This window comes from Klebsiella huaxiensis (assembly GCF_003261575.2).
In the GTDB taxonomy this organism is placed as follows: Bacteria; Pseudomonadota; Gammaproteobacteria; order Enterobacterales; family Enterobacteriaceae; genus Klebsiella; species Klebsiella huaxiensis.
In genome coordinates this window covers 1060035-1080501 of record NZ_CP036175.1, presented here as the reverse complement: position 1 = coordinate 1080501, position 20467 = coordinate 1060035, and the positions used below count along the sequence as shown (strand labels likewise).

Here is a 20467-nt window from a genome sequence, read left to right as displayed (position 1 = left end):
ACGATCGTTTCCTTTTGGTTTTTTGTAGGATAAATTAAATAAAACAACGTTTCATTTAACTACAGGATCAGCGGATGTTTATTTTTCATAAAGAGACCACCCTTGAAGATCTGGGCAATGGCGTCACCCGTCGCATTCTTGCGCATGATGGCAAGATGATGGCGGTCGAGGTGAACTTCGAAGCGGGCGCCATTGGGCCAATGCATAACCACCCTCACGAGCAGCTCACCTATGTGCTCTCCGGTGAGTTTGAATTCACCATCGGTGATGAAAAGCACGTGGTTAGCGCGGGCGATACGCTCTACAAGAAACCGGAAATCATGCACGGCTGTGTCTGCCTGAAGCCGGGGACGCTGCTCGATACATTTACCCCCGTCCGCCAGGATTTTCTGCAAAAATAGTTTCTCCTCACCAGGGCATGCCTCGCATGCCCACCATTTTCTGAACTTTTCCGCCAAAAATAATTGTCATAAAGTATGTTTAATAACAATCATTAGCAAAGCAATTAACCCCGCCAGACCAGCCTTAGCTCTCATTTTCACCCCCCTTCTCAATTCCCCGCTATCTCTGCAAAATGCGCGCGCTCGCATTTTTTGAAACATCGTTTCGACTTTGATCACATTTCCGAGATGAACTGAATGACTCTGTAATAAATCGCAATAAAATAAATTTAAAACGGTGTTTTACAAAATCAGGACACCAGGTAAGGCAAAATCAAAAAACACATGCTCTGTAGGGATAATTAGAGTGAAAAGAGCTCAGAAACTCAAAGCTAACAAGGGATGACTCACCGCTGACATACCAGGAACGCATTAACTTTCCGGCGACAGTGCTCGCGGGAAAGGCACTAAACCCGAATCCGTATTACAAACTCGTAAGCCAGGTAGGTATGTATGAATGAAAACAGAATGCTGGGATTGGCATGGATATCGCCCTATATCATAGGGCTGATAATCTTCACCGCCTTTCCCTTTGTTTCATCTTTCTTCCTCAGTTTCACTGAGTACGATTTGATGAGTCCACCGGTGTTTAATGGCATCGAAAACTATCGCTACATGCTTACCGAAGATGGCCTCTTCTGGAAATCCATGGGTGTGACGTTTGCGTATGTCTTTTTAACCATCCCGTTAAAACTGGCTTTCGCGCTGGGGATTGCTTTCGTCCTCAACTTTAAACTGCGCGGCATCGGTTTTTTCCGTACCGCCTACTATATTCCGTCAATTCTCGGCAGCTCAGTCGCCATTGCCGTTCTGTGGCGGGCGCTGTTTGCCATCGACGGCCTGCTGAATAGCTTTATCGGCGTGCTCGGCTTCGACCCGGTTAACTGGCTCGGCGAGCCTTCGCTGGCGCTGATGTCCGTCACTCTGCTGCGCGTCTGGCAGTTCGGTTCAGCGATGGTTATCTTCCTCGCGGCGCTGCAGAACGTTCCACAATCACAATATGAGGCGGCAATGATCGATGGCGCTTCAAAATGGCAGATGTTTATGAAGGTCACGGTGCCGCTGATCACACCGGTGATTTTCTTCAACTTCATCATGCAGACCACTCAGGCGTTCCAGGAGTTTACCGGCCCGTACGTCATAACCGGCGGCGGCCCAACCTACTCCACCTATCTGTTCTCGCTCTACATCTACGACACCGCATTTAAGTACTTCGATATGGGTTACGGCGCGGCGCTGGCATGGGTGCTGTTCCTGGTCGTCGCGGTCTTTGCCGCCATTGCGTTTAAGTCTTCGAAATATTGGGTGTTCTACTCCGCCGATAAGGGAGGCAAAAATGGCTGATATCCAACAAATCTCGCAAGCAAGGGACATCGCCGAACGTGAAGTCGCGCGGACTCTGCGTCGTGAAAAAATTAGCCGCTCGATTCGCTATGTGATCCTGCTGTTCGTTGGCCTGATGATGCTCTACCCGCTGGTATGGATGTTCTCGGCGTCGTTCAAACCAAACCACGAGATCTTCACCACCCTGAGCCTGTGGCCTGCCCACGCGACCTGGGATGGGTTTATCAACGGTTGGAAAACCGGCACCGAGTACAACTTCGGCCACTACATGCTGAACACCTTCAAGTATGTGATCCCGAAAGTACTGCTGACCATTATCTCCTCCACCATCGTGGCGTACGGCTTTGCCCGCTTCGAGATCCCATGGAAGAAGTTCTGGTTCGCGACGCTTATCACCACCATGCTGCTGCCAAGCACCGTGCTGTTGATTCCTCAGTACCTGATGTTCCGTGAAATGGGCATGCTGAACAGCTATCTGCCGCTGTACCTGCCACTGGCTTTCGCCACCCAAGGGTTCTTCGTCTTTATGCTGATTCAGTTCCTGCGCGGCGTTCCGCGCGACATGGAAGAAGCAGCGCAAATTGACGGCTGTAACTCCATTCAGGTGCTGTGGTACGTCGTCGTACCGATTCTGAAACCGGCGATTATCTCGGTGGCGCTGTTCCAGTTCATGTGGTCCATGAACGACTTTATCGGCCCGCTGATTTACGTCTACAGCGTTGATAAGTATCCAATCGCACTGGCGCTGAAAATGTCCATCGACGTCACGGAAGGCGCTCCGTGGAACGAAATTCTGGCAATGGCGAGTATCTCCATTCTGCCGTCCATCATCGTGTTCTTCCTGGCACAACGCTACTTCGTACAGGGCGTGACCAGCAGCGGAATTAAAGGTTAAGAGGGAAATATCATGGCTGAAGTTATTTTCAACAAACTGGAAAAGGTCTACTCCAACGGCTTCAAAGCGGTACATGGTATCGATCTGACCATCGCTGACGGCGAGTTTATGGTCATCGTTGGGCCGTCGGGCTGCGCTAAGTCCACAACGCTACGTATGCTGGCCGGGCTGGAAACCATCAGCGGCGGCGAAGTGCGCATCGGTGAGAAAATCGTCAACAACCTCGCGCCAAAAGCGCGCGGCATCGCGATGGTGTTCCAGAACTATGCGCTCTATCCGCATATGACGGTGCGCGAAAATCTCGCCTTCGGCCTCAAGCTGAGCAAGCTGCCAAAAGATCAGATTGAAGCCCAGGTCAACGAAGCGGCAAAAATCCTCGAACTGGAAGAACTGCTGGACCGCCTGCCGCGCCAGCTCTCCGGTGGCCAGGCACAGCGCGTAGCGGTTGGCCGCGCGATTGTGAAGAAGCCGGATGTGTTCCTGTTCGATGAACCGCTGTCGAACCTCGACGCCAAACTGCGTGCTTCGATGCGTATTCGTATCTCCGACCTGCACAAACAGCTGAAGAAATCCGGCAAACCGGCAACCACCGTTTACGTAACCCACGATCAGACCGAAGCGATGACCATGGGCGACCGCATTTGCGTGATGAAGCTGGGTCATATCATGCAGGTTGATACCCCGGACAACCTCTACCACAAACCGAAGAACATGTTTGTGGCGGGCTTTATCGGCGCGCCAGAGATGAACATTCGCTCCAGCCAGCTGGTTGAACAAGCAGGCCGCCTGCATCTGACCGTTGGCGATGGGCTACTGCCGCTCAACGATAAGCTGCAAAGCAAGGTCGACACCCATAGGAACCAGCAGGTGTTCTTTGGTGTGCGTCCGGAGTTCGTCTCTATCTCCGATGAACCGTTTGCTGAAGGTTCATGTACCGGCGAAATGGTACGCGTAGAAAATATGGGACATGAATTCTTCGTCTACCTGAAGGTTGCCGATTATGAACTGACCGCCCGCGTTCCGTCAGATGAAGCGAAGCCCATGATCGAGAAAGGACTTCATCGCAAGGTGTATTTCAAATTTGATCTCAACAAGTGTCATATCTTTGACGCCAAAACTGAACAGAACATCTCTCTGTGAACACTGGAGTATTAAAATGAAAAAAGTGCTTTTAAGCGCCGTAATCTCCGCAACTCTGGGCCTTACCGCGTTACCGTCAATGGCGAAGGATGTCGACCTGCGTATGTCATGGTGGGGCGGCAACGGCCGCCACCAGGTGACTCTGAAGGCGCTGGAAGAGTTCCATAAACAAAACCCGGATATTAACGTCAAAGCGGAATACACCGGCTGGGACGGTCACCTTTCACGCCTGACCACGCAAATCGCTGGAGGTACCGAGCCTGACGTGATGCAGACAAACTGGAACTGGCTGCCGATCTTCTCGAAAAACGGCGAAGGCTTCTACGATCTGAATAAGATGAAGGACGTTATCGACCTGAGCCAGTTTGATGCCAAAGAGCTGCAAACCACCACGGTGGATGGCAAGCTTAACGGTATTCCCATTTCCGTCACCGCCCGCGTGTTCTACTTCAACGATGAGACCTGGAAAAAAGCTGGCGTCGAGTACCCGAAAACCTGGGACGAGCTGATGGCGGCGGGCAAAACCTTCGAAAGCAAGCTGGGTAAACAGTATTACCCGGTGGTGCTGGAGCACCAGGACACCCTGGCGTTGCTGAATTCATATATGATTCAGAAGTACAACCAGCCGGCTATCGACGAAAAAACCAAGAAGTTCTCCTACAGCAAAGAGCAGTGGGTCGAATTCTTCCAGATGTATAAAAAGCTTATCGACAGCCACGTGATGCCGGACACCAAATACTACGCTTCGTTCGGCAAGAGCAATATGTATGAAATGAAGCCGTGGATTCAGGGCGAGTGGGCGGGGACCTATATGTGGAACTCCACCATCAACAAATACTCCGACAACCTGAAGCCACCAGCGAAGCTGGATCTGGGTAACTATCCAATGCTGCCAGGTGCTACCGACGCGGGTCTGTTCTTTAAACCGGCACAGATGCTCTCCATCGGTAAATCGACCAAAAACCCGGAAGCAGCGGCGAAAGTCATTAACTTCCTGCTGAACAGCAAGGAAGGGGTTGATACCCTGGGCCTGGAACGCGGCGTACCGCTGAGTAAAGTGGCGGTGCAATACCTGACCGAAGACGGCACCATTAAAGCCGATGACCCGGCGGTATCCGGCCTGAAGTTGGCGCAGTCTCTGCCAACCAAACTTTCCGTCTCACCATACTTCGATGACCCGCAGATCGTTGCCCAGTTCGGCACCTCTCTGCAGTACATCGATTATGGACAGAAAACGGTCGAAGAGACGGCAGCAGATTTCCAGCGTCAGTCTGACCGTATCCTGCGCCGCGCGATGCGCTAACGGCTCGTTATCAGTACCTACCCCGCAGCCCTGGCTGCGGGGTATTTTTTTAGCAAGGAGTCAATCATGAAAGGCAAAATCATCCCGCTGAACTTTCGGACCACGCAGGACAGCGAAACCGGTCACCAGGTGATCCGGATGACGCCATCGCATGTTATCTGTCACCGTAATTACTTCTATCAAAAATGCTTTACCCAGGACGGTAGCAAGCTGATTTTCGGCGGCGCGTTTGAAGGCCACTGGAACTACTATTTACTCGATATCGCCGCGCAGCAGGCTACCCAGCTCACCGACGGACCGGGCGATAACACCTTCGGCGGTTTTCTTTCTGCGGATGACCAGGCGCTGTGGTATGTCAAAAACAACCAACAGCTGCGTCGCGTGGATTTGGCGACGCTGGAGGAACAGGTCGTTTATCAGGTGGACGACGAGTGGGTCGCTTACGGCACCTGGGTTGCTAATAGCGATTGCAGCCAGCTGGTGGGAATTGAAATCAAAAAAAGCGACTGGCAGCCGCTGACCGACTGGAGTAAGTTCCGCGCCTTTTACTTCACCGAACCGGAATGTCGCCTGATTAATATCGATCTGCGCAGCGGTGAGCAGCGCGTGGTTTTACAGGAAAAACGCTGGCTCGGTCATCCGATTTATCGTCCGTTTGATGACAACACCATCGCCTTCTGCCACGAGGGCCCGCGCGATGCTATCGATGCCAGAATGTGGCTTATCAACGCTGACGGCAGCAATATGCGTAAAGTTCGCCAACACCAACCAGGAGAGAGTTTTACCCATGAATTCTGGGTGCCAGATGGTTCCGCGCTTTACTACGTCGCCCATCAGGAAAACGCTCCACATCGTTATCTGTATCGTGCCGATCCGGTGACGCTGGAAAACCAACAGCTAATGGCGATTCCCCCTTGTTCACATCTGATGAGCAATCATGATGGTTCTCTGGTGACCGGCGACGGTGCGCCGCACAGCACCGGTGATATTCAGCTGAACGATCCGTTTATCTGGGTATTTGATATTCGTACCGGTGAGCAAAAAGCGATTTGCCGTCATGATTCGACCTGGAAAGTCATCGAAGGCGAGCGTCAGGCAACGCATCCGCATCCGTCATTTTCACCAGATAACCGCTGGGTGCTGTTTACCTCTGATAAAGAAGGCATGCCCGCGCTGTATCTGGCGGAGGTGTAGTCATTCAGCATCGCCTCCGGGACATTCTGCCACTCTGCATCCTGATCCCGGGGGCGGCGCAAAACGCCTGCCCGGGCTACGGGATCGCAGACGGCTGAAAACGGGTAGCCCGGACAGATGCGCAGCATCGCCTCCGGGACATTCTGCCACTCTGCATCCTGATCCCGGCGGGCGGCGCAAAGCGCCTGCCCGGGCTACGGGATCGCAGACGGCTGAAAACGGGTAACCCGGACAGATGCGCAGCATCGCCTCCGGGACATTCTGCCACTCTGCATCCTGATCCCGGGGGGCGGCGCAAAGCGCCTACCCGGGCTACGGGATCGCAGACGGCTGAAAACGGGTAGCCCGGACAGATGCGCAGCATCGCCTCCGGGACATTCTGCCACTCTGCATCCTGATCCCGGGGGGCGGCGCAAAGCGCCTACCCGGGCTACGGGATCGCAGACGGCTGAAAACTTGTAGCCCGGACAGATGCGCAGCATCGCCTCCGGGAAGATTCTGCAACGCTCTGCCGCCTTCCTCCCGGAGGTTGGTTTGTCAGAAGAAATACTTAAACCGCACCCGCGCACCATAGCGCTCATCAGTATTGCCGGTTTTCGCTGCTGACGAATCCAGCCACGACGCATAGGCTCCGAGGTAAATATTAAAGTTCGGCATATCCATAATATTCGGCAGTTGCCACGAAGTATGAATGGTATGGATGTCGTAGCGTCCTGGAGCCAGAATCGCGCAATCGCCATCACACTCGGCACTCACGCCAGACATATTAAACTGGTCGATTTTGTTATGTGCATAGATATAGCCCAACTCTACGCGGTGCCATAACGCATTGATCCCGGCGCTGAAATCTTTTTCATCCGCCGCATCCAGATACGCAGTACTCACATTTACCACCGCTCCGTTTTCGGCATCAGTTTTCAGCGTATTCCAGCTCATCGTCATACCATATCCGGTACGACTGGACTGATCGACCCAGCGACCATACTGGTTCTGATAACCGTAGGCGTTATTCACGAGGTTGCTCTCCATCGCCGCGGCCACCGACCATGGGCCGGATTGCCAGGACGCGACAGGGCGCACGTAAACCACATTTTTACGGTTATCCAGCGCGTTGCCGTGATAGTTCTGATCCACAAACAGCGAACTGCCGTCCTCCACCAGCGTATTGACCTCAAAATACCAGTTATCAAGGTTTTTACTGAGCAGGAAGTTGCCGCCGCTGCTGCTACGCCCGCGTCCTTCTTTCATCATGTAAATATAGCCGTAGCCGTCGCTATATAGATCATTGGCGGTGTTGCCGGAATACTCAATAAAGGTATCCTGATTCAGCGGGAACATATCGTAAGCTTCAAAGCGCCCAATTTTAATTTTCCAGTCGTCCTCCTGACCAAAGAAAAATGCCGCATCATCAAGATTCATTTTACCATTCATATCCGCCAGCGGCTGGACGCTAAACCCAGCATACTTACCGTTAGCGCCTTTACGCATTCCATCAAAGCCCAGAAGGATACGTCCGTTAATATCCCAACGTTCTTTATCTCCCGGCGCCCAGTTTTTATTTGCGCTGGTTTTTATCGACGTTAAACTACCGGTTCGACTAGCACCGTCCATATTAAACTCAACGTCGCCATAGAATTTTAACTCGCCATAATCATTAAGCTGCAAAGTGGGTTTGGTCGGTGCGGCACTGACCACTGCTGCTGGCGTCTCATGGCCTTTCAGCGCACGGATTTCCGCCTCCGCGCTGGCCGCCCGCTGTTCGGTCGCCTTTAGCCGTTGTTCCATTTGCGCCAGCCGTTCCTCAAGGGATAACGGTGCCTGTGCATTAGCCAGAGGAGTAAATAAAGACGTCAGAAAACACCCGACCCAGATTTTATTCATCGGTAAACCCTTTTATTAAATTAAGTTTTTATTTATAGGTAAAACACGACAATAATAACCCGCCCATAGTCGAAGACGGGTTATTAACGACCATACCCGTCATACTTCAAGTTGCAGGTGCGTTAGCTTTCCTGCAACTCGAATTATTTAGGGAATATTCAATAACGATTATTCCAGCTGCCAGGCTCCCGCTTCAGTTAAAAACGCCGAACCGCTCCAGGCAAATAAAGCCAATTCGCGATTGTCTGCATCCGGATATATACGGCTGCTGAGGCAAGCCTCACCATCATTAACAAACACTTCGACGGAAGAGCTATCGAAGAATATCCTTAACTTCAGCTCAGCCCCTGCGGTCAACGGCACGCTACGTACCCCGCACAGACCATACTGCGGATAATGACGCTCCAGCACCAGGCGCTGCATCTGCGCATCCACGTAAATACGCAGACCATCACCGAAGCTCAGGCCATACTGCTCAGCGCTGCTGCTGGCGCAATCCCAGTTCAGGATGACTTCCATGGCTTCACAATTTTCCACCATCATCGTCTGCTGGTTTTTCAGCGTTGTGACCGGCCACGGGAACCAGGCGCCGCGCATGCTCTCGACCTCTTTAGCCGGACGCATTTGCAGGCGGTTATCCGTACTCAAGCTCAGCTCGCGCGGTAGCGAAAGCATACCCGACCAGCCATCTTGCTGCTCCGGCTGCGGCGATTCCCACATATCCAGCCAGCCAATGACGATACGGCGACCATCCGGGGTGAGAAAGCTCTGCGGGGCATAAAAATCGTGCCCATGATCCATCTCAACAAATTCCCCCTCGCGAACAAACGCCTGCCCCGGCCGCCAGTCGCCGAGCAGATAGCCGCTCTGGAACAGGTTACGGTTCTGATAGCCTTTTGCCGCAATCCCCTGCGGGGAAAACATCAATATGTGTTTACCATTGAGAGTGAAAAAGTCCGGGCACTCCCACATATAACCCATCTCTTTTTCCGCCTCGTCGAGAACGCCCGCGTCCTGCCACTGGCGCAGGTCGCTTGAACGATACAGCCGCACCTGACCGGTATCGCCATCGCGAGCGCCGACGATCATGTACCAGCACTCCCCTTCCCGCCACACTTTCGGGTCGCGGAAATGGTGCATGCTCGGTGGGGTATCAACCACGATCCCCTGGCGCTCAAAGTGAATACCGTCGCGGCTGGTCGCCAGACACTGCACCTGATAGAGATTAGCCTCATCGCTGGCGTCACCGTGGAATTTATGCCCGGTATAAATCAGCGCCAGCGTATCGCCATCCACCACAGCAGAGCCGGAGAAGCACCCATCTTTATCCTCCGGACCTTCCGGAGCCAGCGCTACCGGCAGATGCTCCCAGTGCACCAAATCTTTACTGCGCGCATGCCCCCAGTGCATCGGCCCCCACTGGGTTGAGTACGGGTGATGCTGGTAAAAAGCGTGATACCAGCCGTCAAACCACACCAGGCCGTTAGGATCGTTGATCCAGCCCGCGCGGGCGGCCAGGTGATAGCGCGGATACCAGCGCAAGTTCAGCGCCTCGCGTTTAGCCTGTAATTCCTGTTCAGCGTTGGCAATTGTGTACGTCATAGTCTTCACTCTTTTGATTCAGATAGCGGTGGGCTGCGAGACCAGCGGGTCCGGCGAGGACTTACTGGAACGCAACAAGAAGATAGAGATAAAGGTGGTGCAGAACACCAGCAGTCCCATAATCAGATAGGACTGGGCAAAACCGTATTTCTCGTAGCTATAGCCCGCCAGCGGCGAGAGTATCGTGGCGATAACCGAGCTGGTGCAGGCAAAACCCACCAGATACAGCGTGGATGAAAGACGCTTGTCGAAGTTTAAGCTGTTGTATTTAAAGATAGAAACCAGCAGTACCGGCAGTTCGACCGCGTGCAGCAGTTTGGTAATAGAGATAAGCAGAGGCCCTTCCACCAGCCCGGAAGCCACCATGCGCATTGCCATCACCATTCCGGCGAAGATCAGGCCGTTTTTCGCGCCAATGCGGTTAACCAACCACGGGGCGCAGAACATGCCCGCAGCTTCAAGAAATACCTGGAACGAATTCAGATAGCCATACATCGCGTTCCCTTCCTGCAGCGTCGGGAACTGTGAGGAGAAATAGACCGGAAACTGCTGGTCGTAAACGCCGTAGATGCAGGTACCGATCACAAAGAATACCAGCGCCCAGAAACGCGGCAGGGTCAGCAGGCGCAGCGCATCTTCCAGCGTCACTTTACCGCCCGCCACCGCTTCATCCATCGCCTGTGACGCAGAGAAAACCCGCAGCCGCGCCAGTAAAATAAAGAACACCAGACCGGAGCAACTGGCTACTGCAAAGTTTAAATGCGGGTTAATGTTGAACAGCAAACCGGCAAAGAACGTCGCCACCGCCCAGCCCAGCGAACCCCACATCCGCGCCTTGCCGAATTCAAACTGGCTCTGGCGCGCTACACGTTCGGTATAAGATTCCAGCACGCCGATGCCGCCGTTAAAGGTCAGGCCGATATAAATCCCGCCAAAAATACTGCCGAGTAACACGTTAATTTTCAGCAGGTAGCCAAAAAGCATATAGGCCGGGCCGGAGAGGATCAGCAGAACGGTGATGTACCAGAGCAGATTCTTACGCAGGCCGAGCTTGTCCTGAATAAAGCCGTAGCAAACCTGAGCAAACAATGCAGAGACGGAGAGCACCGCGTAAATAAAACCGGTGTCTCCCGGTTTCAGACCCACTTCCTGATGCAACCAGATAGAAAGTAGAGAGCCTGAAGAGGACCAGGTGACAAAAAAGAAGAACAGTAACGCACTGAGTAATGGGTAGCTGTGGGAGCGATGCGCTTTCATCATGACATTCTCATGTTGGAGTAATGCTGATATGGTAACGTTAACAAAAAACAGAACTCATGTCATTTTGCTGAGATTCATGATGTTAATCACAAAAGTTAACGTTAACATAGCGAGAGTGCGATCGCGATCAAATATTCCTCGCCTGCGCACGCGCTACGTGTACGATAGAATATCGTATGATCCTTTTACATCAGTAACTTAGTTAAAACCCGTTGCCGACGGCGAGGGTGGAGCACTCAATATGGCATCCCTGAAAGATGTGGCAAAGCTGGCGAATGTGTCGTTGATGACGGTATCGCGAGCGCTGAATAGCCCGGAAAGACTGAAACCGGAGACCCTGGTTCGCGTTCAGGCCGCGATTGAACAGACCAATTACGTCCCCGACCTGTCAGCGAAAAAAATCCGCGGCGCTCACGCCACGCCAAATACCATTGGGGTGCTGGCGCTGGATACCGTCACTACGCCCTTCTCGGTGGAGATCACGCTGTCTATTGAAGAAACCGCCCGGGCACACGGCTGGAACAGCTTTGTGGTTAACATGTTTTCCGATGATAGCCCGGAAACCATTGTCGATTTGCTGCTTTCCCACCGCCCGGATGGGATTATCTACACCACCATGGGCCTGCGGCAGGTACCGCTTCCGGCCAAGCTGTTAACCCTTCCCTGCGTACTGGCCAACTGCGAAAGTCTGCACGATCCGGTCGCCAGCTATATTCCGGATGATGAACAAGGACAATACACGGCGGTGCAGGCCTTGCTGGCTGCGGGCTACCGTCGTCCACTGTGTCTGCATCTACCGGCTAACCATCTCGCAACCGTCCGCCGCCGTCAGGGGCTGGAGCGTGCCTGCCGGGAGGCGAATATCGATCCTGACACGCTTGATCACAGCTATATGGCGTACGGCGATGAGCACTATCGCGATATTCCCGCTGTCGTGCTGGCACATATTCAGCAGCAAAAGCCACACTTTGACTCGGTGATTTGCGGCAATGACCGCATCGCGTTTATGGTTTACCAGACGTTGCTGGCGCAGGGGCTGCGCATCCCGCAGGATGTAGCTGTCGTGGGTTACGACAATATGGTGGGGATTGGCGATCTGTTCCTACCGCCGCTGTCAACGGTGCAGCTCCCGCATTATGACATCGGGCGCCTGAGCGCCCTGCATATCATTAACGGCGACAGCCATCGGGAAACGGTACGTGTTGCCAGCCCGTGGCTGCCGCGCGAGTCGCTGTAATTAATTGCCGATGTTGCGCAGCTTCTCGCCGGACATCAGCTTACGTTCGATATGCTCCAGGGTGACGTTTTTGGTTTCCGGAATCAGCCAGAAAGTCACACCGATAAAGGCGATGTTCAGCGCAGTGTAGAGCCAGAAGGTTCCCGCCGCGCCGATTGAATCAAGCAAGGTCAGGAATGTCGCGCCGATAATCATGTTCGACACCCAGTTGGTGGTGGTTGAACAGGTAATGCCGAAGTCGCGGCATTTCAGCGGCTGAATTTCCGAACACAGGATCCACACCACCGGCGCGGCGCTCATCGCATAGCCTGCGATGCACATCATGGTCATACCCACCGACAGCCAGGAAAGTCCGCTGGAGGCGGTGCCGTTATCAAACTGCATCAGGCAGTAACCCAGCACCAAAGTGCCGATAGCCATAACGCTAAAACCGATTTTCAGCGCCGGTTTACGCCCAGCCTTATCGACAGTGAAGACCGCGATAAAGGTGGCGAACATAAAGGTCAGGCCAACCACCAGCGTCGCCACCATCTGCTGCTCGGTGGTGGTGAAACCGGCCATTTTGAAAATGCGTGGCGCGTAGTACATGATGATATTCATACCGGTAAACTGTTGCATGGCCTGCAACAACATGCCGAGGAATACCGCGCGGCGCACGTTACGGTTGATTTTAAACAGCGCCCAGCCGCCCTGTTTTAGCTTCAGGCTTTCACGAATTTCGTTCAGCTCATCACGGGCTTTTTCCGAGGTATCGCGCAGCATCCGCAGCACCTCTTCCGCTTCCACATGACGTCCTTTTTCCGCCAGCCAGCGTGGGCTGTTAGGCAGGAAGACCACCAGCACAATCAGTACCACTGCCGGTAATGCCAGCACGCCCAGCATCGCCCGCCAGTTGCCGCTGTAGCTAAACGCGGTATCGGAGAGGAACGCCATCACGATCCCCAGCGTCACCATCAGCTGATACATACTGATCATCTTGCCGCGCACGTTTTCACTCGCCATTTCAGACAGATACAGCGGAGCGGTATAAGAGGCGATGCCCACGGCAACGCCAAGAATCACCCTTGCCACCAGCAGCATTTCGACACTCGCGGCAAAAGCGGAACCGATAGAACCAGCAACAAACAGTACGGCGCCAACCATCAGACTGTATTTACGCCCGAGACGGAACGAGAGCCAACCGTTAAATAACGCGCCGATAGCGGCCCCCAGCATCATGCTGCTCACCACCCACTCCTGCAGGCGGCTGGATAACACAAAATGATCGGTAATAAAGGGCAGCGCCCCGGCAATCACCCCAATATCGAGGCCAAATAACAATCCCGCCACCGCTGCGGCAATCGAGACAAACTGATTCATGCGCCGGGTATCGCGCTGCGTACGCGGCATTGTTGTAGAGTCGTTACTAATTGAAGTCATTTTTTCCTGCCAGACAGAGTAAGACATACGATGAAAGTACGGGATCGACGGGCTAAGGTGTCAGGCAGGACAAGCCAAAGATATGGATTAATTTGCTACACTCAATCGTTTTGTGATGGACATTCAACTTTCAAAAGTACAGAAAATAATCATGTCATTATCGAAACATCCCATTACACATAACCATTAAGCGGAAAAACAAATAAACCATATGGACTATTCTAATTTCATGATATGGACAATTATTGTTAAGGCATAAAAAAACCCTGCCGAAGCAGGGTTCGCTATTGCACTAAAGCGGAGCTAAAAATTAGCGCGCCAGCCAGCCGCCATCAACCGCCACGGTGTAGCCATTGATGTAGTCAGAAGCGCTGGAAGCCAGGAATACCACCGGCCCCATCAGGTCGCTCGGCAGGCCCCAACGCCCCGCCGGGATACGGTCGAGGATCTCGCTGCTGCGCTGTTCGTCGGCGCGCAGCTGCTGGGTGTTGTTGGTCGCCATATAGCCCGGCGCAAGCGCGTTCACGTTGATACCATGCTTCGCCCACTCGTTGGCCAGCAGACGGGTCACGCCCATCACCGCGCTTTTAGACGCGGTGTAAGACGGCACGCGGATCCCGCCCTGGAAGGAGAGCATGGATGCGATGTTAATGATCTTGCCGCCGTTGCCCTGAGCGATAAAGTGCTTCGCCGCCGCCTGAGACATAAAGAACACACTCTTAATGTTCAGGTTCATCACGTCGTCCCAGTTTTTCTCGCTAAACTCGATAGCGTCTTCACGACGAATCAGACCAGCGTTGTTCACCAGGATGTCGATATGACCAAATTCAGCCACCGCGCGCTCCAGCAGCTGCGGAATGCCGTCAATCTGGCGCAGATCTGCGGTCAGGCTAAGAAAACGACGGCCCAGCGCGGTAACGCGTTCAATGGTTTCCGTCGGTTCAACAATATTGATACCCACGATATCGCAGCCAGCTTCCGCCAGACCGACCGCCATGCCCTGGCCCAGACCGGTATCACAACCGCTGACAACAGCCACTTTGCCCTGTAGGGAGAATGCATCGAGAATCATACTTTGTTCCTTAATCTTTCAGAGCCTGTAGGCACAGGCAAGGTTCTATTGGTCCAGCCTGCTGCTTGCACAGACCCTTATGGTTTTAAGAACTCTATAGGGATTTACTCATAAAAATAAAACAGAGTTCCGTTTTACAGTGAGCACATCTTAGCCCTGGCTAAAGTCATTTTCAATTATTATTAAAACGTTGTTTCAATTTTAAGGCGGGTAAATCATAAAAATGCAAAACAGATCACGAAGCGTTGTGCCATCGGCAAAAGAAAATCAATTTAAATCAATAAAATACAATGAGTTACAACACCTTTAAAAAATGACAGTAGATCATAAAAAAACGACCATAAAACAAAGGTGATCCCAGCATCTGCTGGACAGGTGACAAAAAAGTGCGATCCAGAGCGGGAAGTTGTTGCGAATTGCGTCCACCATCACAAATAATGAAACGATGTTTTGATAAATTAACACCTATCTTTTAAATCAACTTCCACTGACCGGCTCACGCAGGCTGGCGACATCTCAGGAAGGAAAAGGAGTACATCATGGCTAAAGGCATGCGGGTTAAATTGAATTATGAAGTCAGCCGCGATCCGGACACCGGCGCGGAGATCACCCGCTTAACCCCACCGGAAGTGACCTGTCATCGTAACTATTTCTATCAGAAGTGTTTTTTCAATGATGGCAGCCATTTGCTGTTTGCCGGCGAGTTCGACGGCAACTGGAACTACTATCTGCTGGATCTGGCGAAAGCCGAGGCGGTTCAGCTAACGGAAGGTGCCGGTGACAATACTTTTGGCGGTTTCCTTTCCCCGGATGATAAATCCCTCTATTACGTGAAGAACGACCGTACACTGCTGGAAGTTAACCTCACCACCCTGCAAGAGCGTGAAGTTTACCGCGTTGCCGATGATTGGGTTGGTTACGGTACCTGGGTGGCAAACAGCGATTGCACTAAGCTGGTTGGGATCGAGATCGCCAAAAGCGACTGGACGCCGCTCAACGACTGGCAGATTTTCCACGATTTCTTCCACAAAGGCCCCCACTGCCGCCTGCTGCGCGTCGATCTGCAAACCGGCGAAAGCAGCGTGATCCACGAAGAGAAAAAATGGCTCGGCCACCCGATTTATCGTCCTTTCGATGACAACACGGTTGCTTTCTGTCATGAAGGTCCGCACGACCTGGTGGATGCGCGGATGTGGATGGTGAATGAAGACGGCAGCAACGTGCGCAAAGTCAAAGAGCATGCCGAAGGCGAAAGCTGCACCCACGAATTCTGGGTGCCGAACGGCTCCGCGCTGGTATACGTCTCTTATCTGAAGGGGCAGCAGGGCCGCACAATTTATAGCTTCAATCCGGATACCGGCGTCAATGAAGCGGTGATGCAGATGCCAGCCTGTTCGCATCTGATGAGTAACTTCGACGGCACCATGCTGGTGGGCGATGGTTCCGGTACCCCGGTGGATGTAAAAGACACCAGTGGCTACACCATTGATAACGATCCGTATCTATACGCATTTGACGTCGCGAAGCAGGCATATTTCCGCATCGCGCGTCACGATACCTCATGGGCAACGGTGGCCAATAGTCGCCAGGTGACCCACCCACATCCGTCCTTTACGCCGGATGATAGCGCCATTTTGTTCAGTTCCGATAAAGACGGCAAACCTGCCGTTTATATTGCGAAGCTGCCATCGCATCCTGAGATGCTGAAGGCATAGCGTTAACCACTGTTTGAGTTAGTGTTTCTGTAACTGGCCTTGCCCTCCTTTTGGAGGGCTTTTTTATGCCCGGCGTATTTCCCGGATCGTGGTAACTATCCCGGAGGCGGCGCAATGCGCCTGTCCGGGCTACATTATGTGCATATGGGGTAGCCCGGACAGGTGCGCAGCACCGCCTCCGGGAAGATGGGTTAATACAAACAGAAAACCCCGGCTGACTGCTCCGGGGAAAACGATGAGGACGTTTTTATTTTAGAATGAGTAAGCAACACCCACACGGAAGCGAGTCTGACGGTCGCTGCGATCGTTGACGCCAACGTTGCCGAGTTCGCCGTACGGCGCCCAGTTTTTATCCAGCTTATAAGCGACCTTGAGGTTGTATTCCTGAGAGTACGGTTTATTGTCGTTACGTTTAACCCCTTCGGTACTGCGCGCATAAACGTAGTTCAGCTCAGCACGCCAGTCGCCCAGGACGTAACCGGCCCACGCATCGCCACGGTTTACCTTATCATCGTCTTTGCCTGCATTCGCCGGATAACGGGTGTAGTCATAACGGTAGCGGGCAGCAACGTAGAAGCCGTTATCGAAGCTGTACTGTACGCGCAGATTCGGTTTATAGATTGAGCGGCTATCGTTACTTTCAATCGCAAACCCGGGCGTTACTGAGAAGTTTTTATCCGCCTTCCACTGCCAGCTAATAGTCTCTTCATGACCATTACCGACGAAATCTGAATAAGGCTGGCTGGTGTTTTCACCGCCCGACTTCCACTTAGCCTCAACGGAGAAGCCAAAGCCGTTAGCGAAACGATGGGAGACGGAAACGCGGTCAGCGTTGCTCTTGTCCGATTTCCCACCATCAATGAATTCGTGACGTAAATCCACCGTGACTGCTGAAGCCGCGAAAGACATGCCACAGAGTGCAGCAAGGGCCAGAGATCTTGCAAACATAAAATACCCCTTATAATTAAAATATCGTTTCGTTTTTATGAAACTGTATTTTATTTTTTAGGCAATGATGTTTTAGTGATCGAGATCGTAATTATTTGTTTCAAAAAAGGTGGCACGTAAAGACGTGACAAAGCTCAACAAAATAGAGCGTTATGGAGGGATTTTGCGAAGGAAAAAAAGCTTGCTGATAAAAAACAAAAAAGCCTCCATTAAGGAGGCCTGGAAACTCACATCAGAAAGGGCTTATTCTCGTTCAACCGCCAGCGCCACGCCCTGGCCACCGCCGATACACAGCGTGGCAAGCCCTTTACGGGAATCGCGTTTAATCATCTCATGGACCAGGGAAACCAGTATGCGGCAACCAGATGCACCAATCGGGTGGCCGAGAGCAATCGCGCCGCCGTTCACATTTACCCGTCGTTCATCCCACTCCAGCACCCTTCCCACCGAAATGGCCTGGGCCGCAAAAGCTTCGTTGGCTTCGATAAGATCGACTTCGTCCAACCTCCAGCCCGCCCTTTCCAGACAGCGACGGGTGGCGTGTACCGGTGCGATACCCATCAGCGCCGGATCGACGCCTACGCTTGCAAACGCGCGGATCCGCGCCAGAACCGGCAGCCCCAACTCTTGAGCTTTAGATTCACTCATCATCATCACCGCCGCCGCGCCATCATTAATACTCGACGCATTGCCTGCAGTGACCGATCCCAGCCGGTCGAAGGTCGGAAGCAAGCTGGCCAGCGCTTCAGCGCTGGCGTCAACTCGCGGCTGTTCATCGGTATCCACCAGCCGAGGAATTCCGTTGAGCTCAGTGGTCACCGGAACTATCTCATCGCGAAAACGACCGGAATCGATAGCCCGCCGCGCTTTATGCTGCGAACTAAGCGCCCAGGCATCCTGCAGCTCGCGACTGATACCATACTCTCGGGCCAGGTTCTCCGCCGTCACGCCCATATGATAATCATTGAACGCATCCCACAGACCATCGTGAACCAGGCTATCAATAAGCTGACTGTTGCCCAACTGCGCGCCGGTCCGGCTATCGGTAAGCACGTGCGGGGCGCGGCTCATATTCTCCTGACCTCCGGCGATCACCACGTCCGCTTCGCCGCACTGGATAGCCTGAGTCGCCAGGTGCAGCGCTTTCAACCCTGAGCCACAGACGTCATTAATGGTTATCGCAGAAACGGTATTGGGCAGCCCGCCGCGGATCGCCGACTGACGCGCCGGATTTTGTCCGGTTCCTGCGGTCAAGACCTGGCCGAGGATCACCTCATCAATACTTTGGGGGTCGACGCCGCTGCGCTCGATTAAAGCCTTCACCACCACGCTGCCCAGTTCCACCGCCGAATGACGCGACAGCGTACCCTGAAAACAGCCTATTGGCGTTCGCAACGCGCCGACGATTACGACATCTTTCATCCTCTACCCCTGCTCTGCCTCTGCGCAAAGAAACAGCATCATAGTAGTGAATTGTTATCAAAAATTTTCGCAATTGTTTAAAAAAAGTGAGTGGAATCACAAAGATTATGGGCGATTTTAGCCCCCATGTCCTTGTAGATGCTGGCGCAGCCAGCTTCCCGCTTCTCCTGGCGGCGCTTTTTTATTCCACAGTAAATCGGTGGAAATCACCCGTGGCCAACCGGCAATATCCAGCGCCACCAGGCTGCCGCTACCAGCAAACTCCTGCACCAGCGCGCTGGGCAAAATACACCATCCCAGTCCCTGAGCCGCCATGCTGAACAGCAGCAGATAGTTAGGCGCTGACCATACTAATCCGCGCGCGGGTTCCGCACTATTTTCCAGATAGGTGCTCAGGCGCAGCTCGCGCCAGCTGAGTAGCTCATCCCGGGTCACCCTGCCCTGAGTCGCCAGCGGGTGCCGGGGAGCAACAAAGATGGCCATTTCGGTTTGCATCGGCAACCGGATACTGCCGATGTCCGTCGGGTAGCTATCCCTGGCCTCAATCAGCCCCACCTGCGCGCGCTCTTTTTGCAGCAGGTCGACAACATCCTCATCTTCACCAATCAGGCACTCAAATTCGGTATGTGGAAAACGGCGGTCAAACTGCGCCAGCAGATCTTCAAGCACATCGGGATGCAGCGTATCGGAAAGCACAAAAGTCAGCCGTGCCTCCGTTTTACCGGAGAGCGAAATCGCCAGCTCATCCAGCCTGTCGCTGGCCGCCAGAATGGCTTTGACATAGCTCAGTACCTGTTCACCCTGCGGCGTGAGCGTCGGTTGCCGGGAGCTGCGATCGAAGAGCGTCACGCCAAGATCGGCTTCCAGGTTAGCAATCGCCGTACTGATGGTGGACTGACTTTTCCGCAGCCGCCTCGCCGCAGCGGAAAACGAACCGCAGGCGACGGTTTCGACAAAAGCGGTTAAGGCTTCGGGAGAATAGCGCATGAACTATCTACTTTATCGATGGGTACTATCTTTTGTTTATCATATTTTTCCATAAAATACCGGGTAAATTCTTATTAAGGCCAGAGGTAACAAGCCATGCAACAACATAACGTACAGCGTAAAACGCTGACGGAACGCGTCATCCACGCGATCAGCTTTGAAGGTCTCGCGACTCTGATTCTCGCCCCTACTGCCGCATGGCTGATGCAGCGTTCGGTCGTTGAGATGGGCGGACTGAGTATTCTGCTGGCGACTGTCGCGATGATCTGGAACATCATCTATAACACCATTTTCGACCGCCTGTGGCCGGTGTCGCGCGTGGTGCGTAACCTGCGCGTCCGTGCACTACACGCAATCGGCTTTGAGTCGGGTTTTATCATCATCGGCGTAACCCTCGTCGCGCTGGTGCTCGGCGTCTCGCTGTTGCAGGCATTTATGCTGGAAATCGGCTTTATGCTGTTCTTCCTGCCCTACACCATGGCGTTTAACTGGGTCTGGGATACGCTGCGCGAGCGCGTCTTCAAGCATCGCCAGCAACGCATTATCGCCCGTAGCTAACCTTTTGACGGATCGCCGGTACGTTAATCGACGATCCGCCGCTTCATTTA

Annotated in this window: 17 protein-coding genes; 9 read left to right on the top strand and 8 right to left on the bottom strand. The window is 53.2% G+C overall.

The annotated features are described in order from the left end of the window. Positions 1–74: 74 nt before the first annotated feature. The 6 genes from DA718_RS05195 (at position 75) to DA718_RS05170 (ending at position 6316) form a co-directional block, all read left to right on the top strand. Complete coding sequence (locus DA718_RS05195; protein ID WP_004853896.1) at positions 75–401, top strand: cupin domain-containing protein; 327 nt, start codon at positions 75–77, stop codon at positions 399–401. A gap of 492 nt (positions 402–893) precedes the next feature. Beyond that, positions 894–1784 (top strand): carbohydrate ABC transporter permease, encoded by an 891-nt coding sequence (locus DA718_RS05190; protein WP_110276431.1) that lies wholly within the window; start codon positions 894–896, stop codon positions 1782–1784. Then, positions 1777–2679 (top strand): carbohydrate ABC transporter permease, encoded by a 903-nt coding sequence (locus tag DA718_RS05185; RefSeq protein ID WP_112213975.1) that lies wholly within the window; start codon positions 1777–1779, stop codon positions 2677–2679. The genes DA718_RS05190 and DA718_RS05185 overlap by 8 nt, the downstream gene beginning before the upstream one ends. A 12-nt stretch (positions 2680–2691) precedes the next feature. Continuing rightward, a complete protein-coding gene (locus DA718_RS05180) occupies positions 2692–3819 on the top strand; it encodes an ABC transporter ATP-binding protein (protein ID WP_112213976.1) in 1128 nt (375 codons plus the stop codon). Positions 3820–3835: 16 nt separating this feature from the next. Further along, the gene (locus DA718_RS05175; RefSeq protein ID WP_110276428.1) at positions 3836–5122 is read left to right on the top strand and encodes an ABC transporter substrate-binding protein; all 1287 of its coding nucleotides are present in this window, start codon (positions 3836–3838) and stop codon (positions 5120–5122) included. Between the two features lie 63 nt (positions 5123–5185). Beyond that, positions 5186–6316 (top strand): oligogalacturonate lyase family protein, encoded by a 1131-nt coding sequence (locus tag DA718_RS05170; RefSeq protein ID WP_167492851.1) that lies wholly within the window; start codon positions 5186–5188, stop codon positions 6314–6316. Positions 6317–6853: 537 nt separating this feature from the next. Here DA718_RS05170 and DA718_RS05165 read toward each other — a convergent pair. The 3 genes from DA718_RS05165 to DA718_RS05155 all read right to left on the bottom strand — a co-directional run bounded on the left by DA718_RS05165 (position 6854) and on the right by DA718_RS05155 (position 11059). Further along, positions 6854–8197 carry a carbohydrate porin gene (locus tag DA718_RS05165; RefSeq protein WP_112213978.1) on the bottom strand — a complete coding sequence of 448 codons (1344 nt, stop codon included), beginning with the start codon at positions 8195–8197 and terminating at the stop codon, positions 6854–6856. A gap of 168 nt (positions 8198–8365) precedes the next feature. Then, positions 8366–9799: a glycoside hydrolase family 32 protein gene (locus DA718_RS05160; RefSeq protein ID WP_112213979.1), complete on the bottom strand. Its 1434-nt coding sequence runs from the start codon at positions 9797–9799 to the stop codon at positions 8366–8368. Between the two features lie 18 nt (positions 9800–9817). Then, positions 9818–11059, bottom strand: coding sequence for an MFS transporter (locus DA718_RS05155; protein WP_112213980.1), 1242 nt, complete (start codon positions 11057–11059; stop codon positions 9818–9820). A gap of 241 nt (positions 11060–11300) precedes the next feature. Here DA718_RS05155 and DA718_RS05150 point away from each other — a divergent pair, with 241 nt between their 5' ends. Beyond that, on the top strand, positions 11301–12296 hold the full coding sequence (locus DA718_RS05150; RefSeq protein WP_112213981.1) for a LacI family DNA-binding transcriptional regulator: 996 nt from the start codon (positions 11301–11303) through the stop codon (positions 12294–12296). On the opposite strand, the gene araE is transcribed toward DA718_RS05150, so the two are convergent. Continuing rightward, positions 12297–13715, bottom strand: a complete 1419-nt coding sequence (gene araE, locus DA718_RS05145; protein WP_112213982.1) for an arabinose-proton symporter AraE — start codon at positions 13713–13715, stop codon at positions 12297–12299. A gap of 310 nt (positions 13716–14025) precedes the next feature. After that, entirely contained in the window at positions 14026–14787 is a 762-nt protein-coding gene (gene kduD, locus DA718_RS05135) for a 2-dehydro-3-deoxy-D-gluconate 5-dehydrogenase KduD (RefSeq protein WP_110276421.1), read from the bottom strand. A 539-nt stretch (positions 14788–15326) separates the two neighbouring features. Here kduD and DA718_RS05130 point away from each other — a divergent pair. Continuing rightward, complete coding sequence (locus DA718_RS05130) at positions 15327–16502, top strand: oligogalacturonate lyase family protein (RefSeq protein ID WP_112213983.1); 1176 nt, start codon at positions 15327–15329, stop codon at positions 16500–16502. Between the two features lie 252 nt (positions 16503–16754). Here the strand turns inward: DA718_RS05130 and DA718_RS05125 are convergent, their stop codons facing one another. From DA718_RS05125 to DA718_RS05115, 3 genes are all read right to left on the bottom strand, one after another. After that, a complete protein-coding gene (locus DA718_RS05125; protein ID WP_112213984.1) occupies positions 16755–17450 on the bottom strand; it encodes a porin in 696 nt (231 codons plus the stop codon). A 243-nt stretch (positions 17451–17693) separates the two neighbouring features. Then, positions 17694–18872: an acetyl-CoA C-acetyltransferase gene (locus DA718_RS05120; protein WP_112213985.1), complete on the bottom strand. Its 1179-nt coding sequence runs from the start codon at positions 18870–18872 to the stop codon at positions 17694–17696. Between the two features lie 117 nt (positions 18873–18989). Beyond that, a complete protein-coding gene (locus DA718_RS05115) occupies positions 18990–19859 on the bottom strand; it encodes a LysR family transcriptional regulator (protein ID WP_112213986.1) in 870 nt (289 codons plus the stop codon). A gap of 96 nt (positions 19860–19955) precedes the next feature. Between DA718_RS05115 and DA718_RS05110 the strand changes: the two genes are divergently transcribed. Beyond that, a complete protein-coding gene (locus DA718_RS05110) occupies positions 19956–20417 on the top strand; it encodes a multidrug/biocide efflux PACE transporter (protein ID WP_112213987.1) in 462 nt (153 codons plus the stop codon). The last annotated feature ends 50 nt before the right edge of the window (positions 20418–20467 follow it).

Excerpts from the sequence above, each read along its gene's own strand:
- DA718_RS05195 (WP_004853896.1), top strand. The coding sequence starts at position 75 with ATGTTTATTTTTCATAAAGAGACCACCCTTGAAGATCTGGGCAATGGC.
- DA718_RS05190 (WP_110276431.1), top strand. The coding sequence starts at position 894 with ATGAATGAAAACAGAATGCTGGGATTGGCATGGATATCGCCCTATATC.
- DA718_RS05185 (WP_112213975.1), top strand. The coding sequence starts at position 1,777 with ATGGCTGATATCCAACAAATCTCGCAAGCAAGGGACATCGCCGAACGT.
- DA718_RS05180 (WP_112213976.1), top strand. The coding sequence starts at position 2,692 with ATGGCTGAAGTTATTTTCAACAAACTGGAAAAGGTCTACTCCAACGGC.
- DA718_RS05175 (WP_110276428.1), top strand. The coding sequence starts at position 3,836 with ATGAAAAAAGTGCTTTTAAGCGCCGTAATCTCCGCAACTCTGGGCCTT.
- DA718_RS05165 (WP_112213978.1), bottom strand. The coding sequence starts at position 8,197 with ATGAATAAAATCTGGGTCGGGTGTTTTCTGACGTCTTTATTTACTCCT.
- DA718_RS05160 (WP_112213979.1), bottom strand. The coding sequence starts at position 9,799 with ATGACGTACACAATTGCCAACGCTGAACAGGAATTACAGGCTAAACGC.
- DA718_RS05155 (WP_112213980.1), bottom strand. The coding sequence starts at position 11,059 with ATGATGAAAGCGCATCGCTCCCACAGCTACCCATTACTCAGTGCGTTA.
- DA718_RS05150 (WP_112213981.1), top strand. The coding sequence starts at position 11,301 with ATGGCATCCCTGAAAGATGTGGCAAAGCTGGCGAATGTGTCGTTGATG.
- araE (WP_112213982.1), bottom strand. The coding sequence starts at position 13,715 with ATGACTTCAATTAGTAACGACTCTACAACAATGCCGCGTACGCAGCGC.
- kduD (WP_110276421.1), bottom strand. The coding sequence starts at position 14,787 with ATGATTCTCGATGCATTCTCCCTACAGGGCAAAGTGGCTGTTGTCAGC.
- DA718_RS05130 (WP_112213983.1), top strand. The coding sequence starts at position 15,327 with ATGGCTAAAGGCATGCGGGTTAAATTGAATTATGAAGTCAGCCGCGAT.
- DA718_RS05125 (WP_112213984.1), bottom strand. The coding sequence starts at position 17,450 with ATGTTTGCAAGATCTCTGGCCCTTGCTGCACTCTGTGGCATGTCTTTC.
- DA718_RS05120 (WP_112213985.1), bottom strand. The coding sequence starts at position 18,872 with ATGAAAGATGTCGTAATCGTCGGCGCGTTGCGAACGCCAATAGGCTGT.
- DA718_RS05115 (WP_112213986.1), bottom strand. The coding sequence starts at position 19,859 with ATGCGCTATTCTCCCGAAGCCTTAACCGCTTTTGTCGAAACCGTCGCC.
- DA718_RS05110 (WP_112213987.1), top strand. The coding sequence starts at position 19,956 with ATGCAACAACATAACGTACAGCGTAAAACGCTGACGGAACGCGTCATC.